A 6,061-nucleotide genomic window follows, 5' to 3' on the forward strand; every position below is an offset into this window, starting at 1 on the left:
ATTTTTGCATGAATGGACTTGTCCAACCCGATCGACGTCTCAATCCCCATATTTGGGAAGTCAAAAAGGTTCATCAAAACATCAAGGTGACTGCGGTCGATTTGGGCCATGGCAAGTTCGAAGTCAAAAACAAATTTCTATTCACCAATCTGAACGAATTTGTCGCGCATTGGGTGATCCGCCGTGATGGCGACGCCATTCGCTCTGGAACGCTCGACCGATTGAATATCGAACCGCTAACAAGCCAACAAATTACGTTGCCTGTAGACGGCTTGAACGACAAGATCGGTGAAACTCTACTAACGATTTCGTTTGAATTACCCGCCGCAGTCCCTTGGGCCGATGCCGGCCACCGGATCGCATGGGACCAATTTGAGTTGCAGTCCCCGGCAGCGAACTCGACCTCCGACGCAGTGGACGGCGAAAAAGTCGTGGTTGACCAAACCGAGACCCAAGTGAAAGTGACTGCGAATCAAACCGTCGCCACGTTTAACGCGAACACCGGAGAACTAAGCTCGCTCGAGGTGGACGGACACAACCTGATTACGGGGCCGCTTGTGCCTCAATTTTGGAAAGCCCCTAACGACAACCAGTATCGCAATAACTACTTGAACCGGCTGGGCGAGTGGCGGAACGCGGCCGACAAACGGACGCTTACCAAAATGACCGTGAACGAAGCGAAAAAACACGTCGAAATCGTGGCGGAATCCAACCTGCCGGTCGGCAATGCTCGATTGACGCTGCGATACTCGATTTTCCCAAGTGGCAACATCCACGTTGTCTCGGACTACGATCCTGGTAGCGGGAAACGGCCGCTGCTTCCCCGCTTTGGCATGCAAGTAAAATTGCCCGAAGCGATGGACCAAGTGAAGTGGTATGGCCGCGGCCCACACGAGACATACTGGGATCGGAAAACCGGCGGCGAAATCGCAGTCCATCAGTCAAGCGTAGACAAGATGGTACATCCGTACTGCCGGACTCAGGACGTCGGCAACCGAACCGATGTGCGCTGGATCACCCTCATTGATCAATCAGGGCGTGGACTGAAGTTCACAGGCGACGCCCCCTTGAGCGTGAGTGCGTGGCCGTTCACGATCGAGGACGTGGAAAGTGCGTCTCATCCCCATCAATTACCACGTCGCGATTTCAATTTGATTAGCATCGACGCCAAGCTGCAGGGAGTCGGCGGTGACAATTCCTGGGGAGCACGTACGCACGCCGAGTACACGATCCCCGGTGACAAACCGCTGCACTACGAGTTCACGATCTCGCCCATCACCCCCTAAACATTGGTTGTGGATGCAGCAAAAGTGATGAACTTGGAAGCGAGGAAGTGGGGGCGATCAATCCTCGTCGTCATCCTCGTCGTCATCGTCTTCCGAAACGGCAACAAACGCTCCGCTTTCTTCATCCCGCTCGAACGCAGAACCTTCGGGGGAATCAAGTAGCGGGATGATGTCGGGATCAAAGTTGGCGATTTCGTTGACGTCGTAGATGCCGGTATTGTTGGCGTCATCGAGGTACTTTTGAGATTCAACTCCCGCCAGGAATCGCCAGCCACTGTCTTCTTCAAAATCCGGTTCCTCGCGATACATGTACCCCACCGGATTTCCATCGACCGTGATGGCATCCGTAGCAAAACAACCTCCGAATCCCTCCGCAAGTGGCTGGATTTCGGCAGCGGAGAGGGCAAACTTTTTTTTCACGGCGGCAGCTTATCGAGATAACGGTGAATAACGGAGGGCACTCGGCCCCGTTGCACTGAATCGTGCAATTCAATCTTTATTGTAGCGAAGCAGCGACGGGGGCCAAGTTTGGCTGGCACGAACATTTATTGCCCCGACAATTCCGCTTATTTATAGGCCACCGCCGCATTTGAAGGCCCCGCCAAGGGAATCACGTCGAAACCCGACCTCCTCGCGCCGATGAATTGTTCCAATCGAGGAAGGTCCGAGTCGAGTTCCTCGAACATCCCCTTTTGACCGTGCTTGATTTCATTCTGCGGTTTCCCGTCCGCAACGCTTCGGGAAGATCGTTCTAGCATTGGAACAACCGTGAATTCAGCATGACACGGATGCCGCCGATGTAACGGGGACTCGCCTCATCAAGAAACAACGCCCACCCACACAAGCGGTCTCGACCAACAAGCGGCCTGGAACGAGACGCGAATCCCCTTCGAAACGATTACGACTCGTCGGCGTTCTCGGGCTCGGTTGGCGAATCGGTTTCGTCGGACGTCTCGACCTTGCTTTCTTCCTCGTTGCTTTCTTCTTCTTTGCTTTCTTCCTCTTTCTTCATTTCGGCCGCTTCCTTCTCCTCAGCGGCCTTCATCTCCTCGGCCGCCTTCTTCTCCTCAGCAGCCTTCTTCGCTTCGGCAGCCTTCTTCGCTTCGGCCGCCTTCATTTCTTCGGCAGCCTTCATCTCCTCGGCCGCCTTTCGCTCTCGTTCACGCTCTTCGGCTTCCAATTCCTTCTTGCGTTGTTCGGCCTTTTCTTTCTGCGTGACACGAATGTCCTCGTAGACTTCGGAGCTAACTTCGCGTCCACCGGCCATCATTTCGACAAACGCATTGAGCGGGAAATCCTCTGGCAATTCTTCGCTATCGATTGCAACCGAGTAACGTCGCACCGACTGCATCAAATCCTCGGCCGAATCATCGATCGTCAGGATTGGATAATCGTCAAAAATCTCAGCCCAGATCGCGAATGCTTGCTCGTACAAATCGATCGCCTTGTCCAGCTCTGCCGCTTCGTTGGCCTTTTCGGCTTCATAGATCAAGCGACGTGCTCTAACCGTTCGCTCTTCTTGCTCGGCAAGCGACAACGTGTCCCAATAGGGATAATTGATCTGTTTGCGGTAACCATCGGTCTTATTACGACGTTGTTCGAGATCGGCAATTTCACCGGCCAATTCGATCGCCTGCAATCGCACTTTGGGGTCGGCCAGTTTCGCCAGAGCCATGAAATCGGAATGTTCGTTCGCTCCCGACGCGGCATCGCCGACCGCCTTTTTGAACTCTTCGATTCGTAGTGCCTTTAGCCGGACGAGTTCATCCAGCTGTCCCAATTTGATCGTAAACGGTGATGTCGTTGGCACACTTCGCTCGCCGAATCGACGCCAACCTTCGGATGCCAATTGCCACGCATTTTGGGCTCGGTCATCCAACACGCCTTCTTCTTCGATCGATTCAGCGTGCTTGATTCGCCACTTCGGACCGGTTTCAAAGAAGTTAAGCGGGGTTTGACGACGAATTTTAACGCCCGAATCGACAATGTCATAACCGTGCATCAACCACAGACGTCCGACCAACCAATTGTCAGGTTTGAAGTACGGTCCACGAGCTTCGGGGCTATCGACTGCGATTCCTTGTTGCATCAATGATTCATGCAGCACTTCGTCTTCGGAGAACAGTTTTCGGAACTGAGTCTTCTCGTCGGACATTCCCATTTTGTTGCCATAGAACCATCCCGTGTACCAGACCAAACGGGGTGCGTTACGGTTTTGGCGAACTCCCTTGGACAGAAACTCCGTTCCCTCACGCACCATTTCGTAGCGTTGACGGTAATCGTCGAACTCGGTCGAAACGTTGTAAGCAAGATTGTGAGCTTGGTGCTCCCAAACCTTGTCAAAGTGCGGTTGTAGCAGTGCAATGTTGTTGAGCGTCGCCTTCAGACGGTCCCATTCATGTAGCACCTTGTAGTGATGAGCCTTGTTCCAAAGCAGCGTTGCCGCCACTCCGCGAAGCCCTAACGAAGCAAGCTTCATCGTTTCACTAGCCGGACTGATTTCGCCAAGGTCGCTTTCGGCGATATTAAACTTATCCCGCATCTCGGTTAGTTGACCGCCGGTATCCCCGCTGCCACCGCTCGGTTGACCGAGCATGTACAAGGGGACCACCATGGCCAACAGGATGACGAGGTAAATAAGTTTGCGACTGAGGACAGTAGTTCGGTTCATGCCGCGATCTCACGCGATTTCAAGAAGAAGTAACTGACAACAAATGCCAAAATGCAATAGCCAAGCGTTGCGGCGGCATGGCGTGCCAACAACGCACCAAAGATATCGAAACCGCTAGCCGCATACTCCGCCGTACTGACCATCTTGGGCAAGTTCGGCAGTGCCGTTGCGATCGCATCAAGCGTATAGACAATCCCTGCATCAACCGCTTTGATCACCTTGCCGGCCAATGCATCGACGTCTAATTGGGTCGTCATCGCATCCTGTTTCAGAATACGAACGACCGATTCAATCGGTCCTCCACCTCGCTCGATTCCTGAATCGATGTAGTAGCGGGTGTCGTAGACCTGTTCGGCCGAGAATCCGAGCAACACGCACACGGCGGTCGCGACCATTGCCACAGGACCACTAAGGAACGTACTGAACATCACCCCAAATGCAATGATCATCGTCATCTGCAACCAGATCGAGATATAGGCCTTGGTCAAGTTCCAAGCGAAACTATTCTCACCTGGACGCAGGTAAACGCCGCTCTTGGTCACCCCGAGGTACTGGCTACGGTCCAAACAACGAATTTGCACCATCATTTGACCATTCTCGTCGACCAAATCGTCGAACACGTTCAGCATTCGCGTTTCGTTGCCGTCGGTGCCTTCGATATTGAGCGGCAACAATTTTTCGTCAACGGTGTACTCGTCGACAATAAAGGTGATCGGGTTGCTGCTAATCGCTTTATCGGGATGTTTCATCGTGATCGAACCACGAATCCCGGTCACGATGTCGCCTTTGAACGAGCGATAGGCTCGAATCGACATATCCAGAGGCAGCCCATCGACATAACGCTCCGGCGTCACATCGGAGAACGTGAACTCGGCAACGCCCAAAGTTCCGCCTTCGATATAACCATGTTCGGCGCGACGAGGCCCTTGGGTCACGCCGACCAAACGGGCGATCCCGGCACTGCCGTACCCCTCTTGGACCTTTTCGTGCCCCACGTCGATACCCGCGTCCTTTTTATCGCCTTGACGATCGTAGAACTGGACCTCGCCGTAGGATGGAATCCGAGCACGCAGCGCACCGGTCGCTGGCCCAATCGTGAACGAGCCGTCCTCGGTTTGCGTGACCACATGACGGTGCCCACGAACCATGTCGGTAAGTCCGAGGCCTCCGGAATCAGGGTCGATCGAAAACGTGTGCTTGTGACCTCGAATGTAATCGGTTTCGCCTTCGAGTCGGCCATTACTGAGTTCACGCACATCGGTCACTTCGAGGTGCGTGTGCCGCAAACCACGCGTGACGAACAAGTAGCTCGCCAATCCCATCGGGACCATCATCATGGTTCCCACGGCAACAAAGCCGAGCATCCGGCCGAGCACAATTTCGGTGGGACGCACCGGTTTGGTCACGATCGTATAGATCGTCTTGCTCTTGATGTCCGCAGGCAGCGAAAACGCACTGATAAACAACGCCAAGGCGAGAATCAGATAGTTCGTTGCGGTCAAAACAAAACTGATGTACAGCCGCGCGGGATCGTCGCTTTCCGGGTTCAAGTACCAACCGGCCAGCAACAAACCGACGACGAACAAGCCAACGACGAACAAGACTTTTCGCCGAATCGCTTCTTTGAACGCCAACCGGGCCAGCGCCATCACGCGGCGTGCCGACGTACCAGGCAAATCAAACCGGACCAAGTCACGAACAGTCCGTGCGACCGCGTAAAAACCTTCGCTTGGCCCATAGCGGGCAGCCGAGACCATGTATCCAACAATCAATCCCAACACAATGGCAAGCACGAACAACACGATGCCTTGCAGCAACGCACTTTCGAGGAATGCATTGGGACGGACAAGCCATTCATAAAATGACCAGAAATCCTCAGGTTGTAGCGTCATTGACCGGCTTCCTCCGTCACATCACTTTCGCTCGTCACGCGACGTGCTCCGGGACGATTTTCACTTTCACGAACAATGTTCAAGAACAGGTCTTCCATCGTTGTCGTCGGGTTGTCGATCGATTCGACCGTTCCGCCGTGCCGTTTGATCACATCGGCGATCTCGGTCTTGGCCGCTTCGCTGAGTCCGCGAGCGTGAACTTCGGTGATGTC

Annotated in this window: 4 protein-coding genes and 1 pseudogene; 1 reads left to right on the forward strand and 4 read right to left on the reverse strand. The window is 54.0% G+C overall.

The features are described from left to right. Positions 1-1,286 (forward strand): beta-galactosidase domain 4-containing protein (locus ABX962_RS27510; protein WP_372724230.1); only part of this gene is annotated, 1,286 nt, incomplete at its 5' end. Between the two features lie 57 nt (positions 1,287-1,343). Here the strand turns inward: ABX962_RS27510 and ABX962_RS27515 are convergent. From ABX962_RS27515 to ABX962_RS27530, 4 genes and pseudogenes are all read right to left on the reverse strand, one after another. Then, positions 1,344-1,706, reverse strand: coding sequence for a DUF2185 domain-containing protein (locus ABX962_RS27515; protein ID WP_372724232.1), 363 nt, complete (start codon positions 1,704-1,706; stop codon positions 1,344-1,346). A gap of 478 nt (positions 1,707-2,184) precedes the next feature. After that, positions 2,185-3,957 carry an IRE (iron responsive element) gene (locus ABX962_RS27520; RefSeq protein ID WP_372724234.1) on the reverse strand — a complete coding sequence of 591 codons (1,773 nt, stop codon included), beginning with the start codon at positions 3,955-3,957 and terminating at the stop codon, positions 2,185-2,187. After that, positions 3,954-5,849: an ABC transporter permease gene (locus ABX962_RS27525; RefSeq protein ID WP_372724236.1), complete on the reverse strand. Its 1,896-nt coding sequence runs from the start codon at positions 5,847-5,849 to the stop codon at positions 3,954-3,956. The genes ABX962_RS27520 and ABX962_RS27525 overlap by 4 nt, the downstream gene beginning before the upstream one ends. Next, positions 5,846-6,061, reverse strand: a pseudogene (locus ABX962_RS27530) (ABC transporter ATP-binding protein); the annotation flags it as partial. The gene ABX962_RS27525 and the pseudogene ABX962_RS27530, both read right to left, overlap by 4 nt.

The sequence above is a fragment of the Novipirellula sp. genome, from assembly GCF_041583735.1.
Classification (GTDB): Bacteria; Planctomycetota; Planctomycetia; order Pirellulales; family Pirellulaceae; genus Novipirellula.

Coding starts and splice junctions, on each gene's coding strand:
- ABX962_RS27520 (WP_372724234.1), bottom strand. CDS start 3,957: ATGAACCGAACTACTGTCCTCAGTCGCAAACTTATTTACCTCGTCATC.
- ABX962_RS27525 (WP_372724236.1), bottom strand. CDS start 5,849: ATGACGCTACAACCTGAGGATTTCTGGTCATTTTATGAATGGCTTGTC.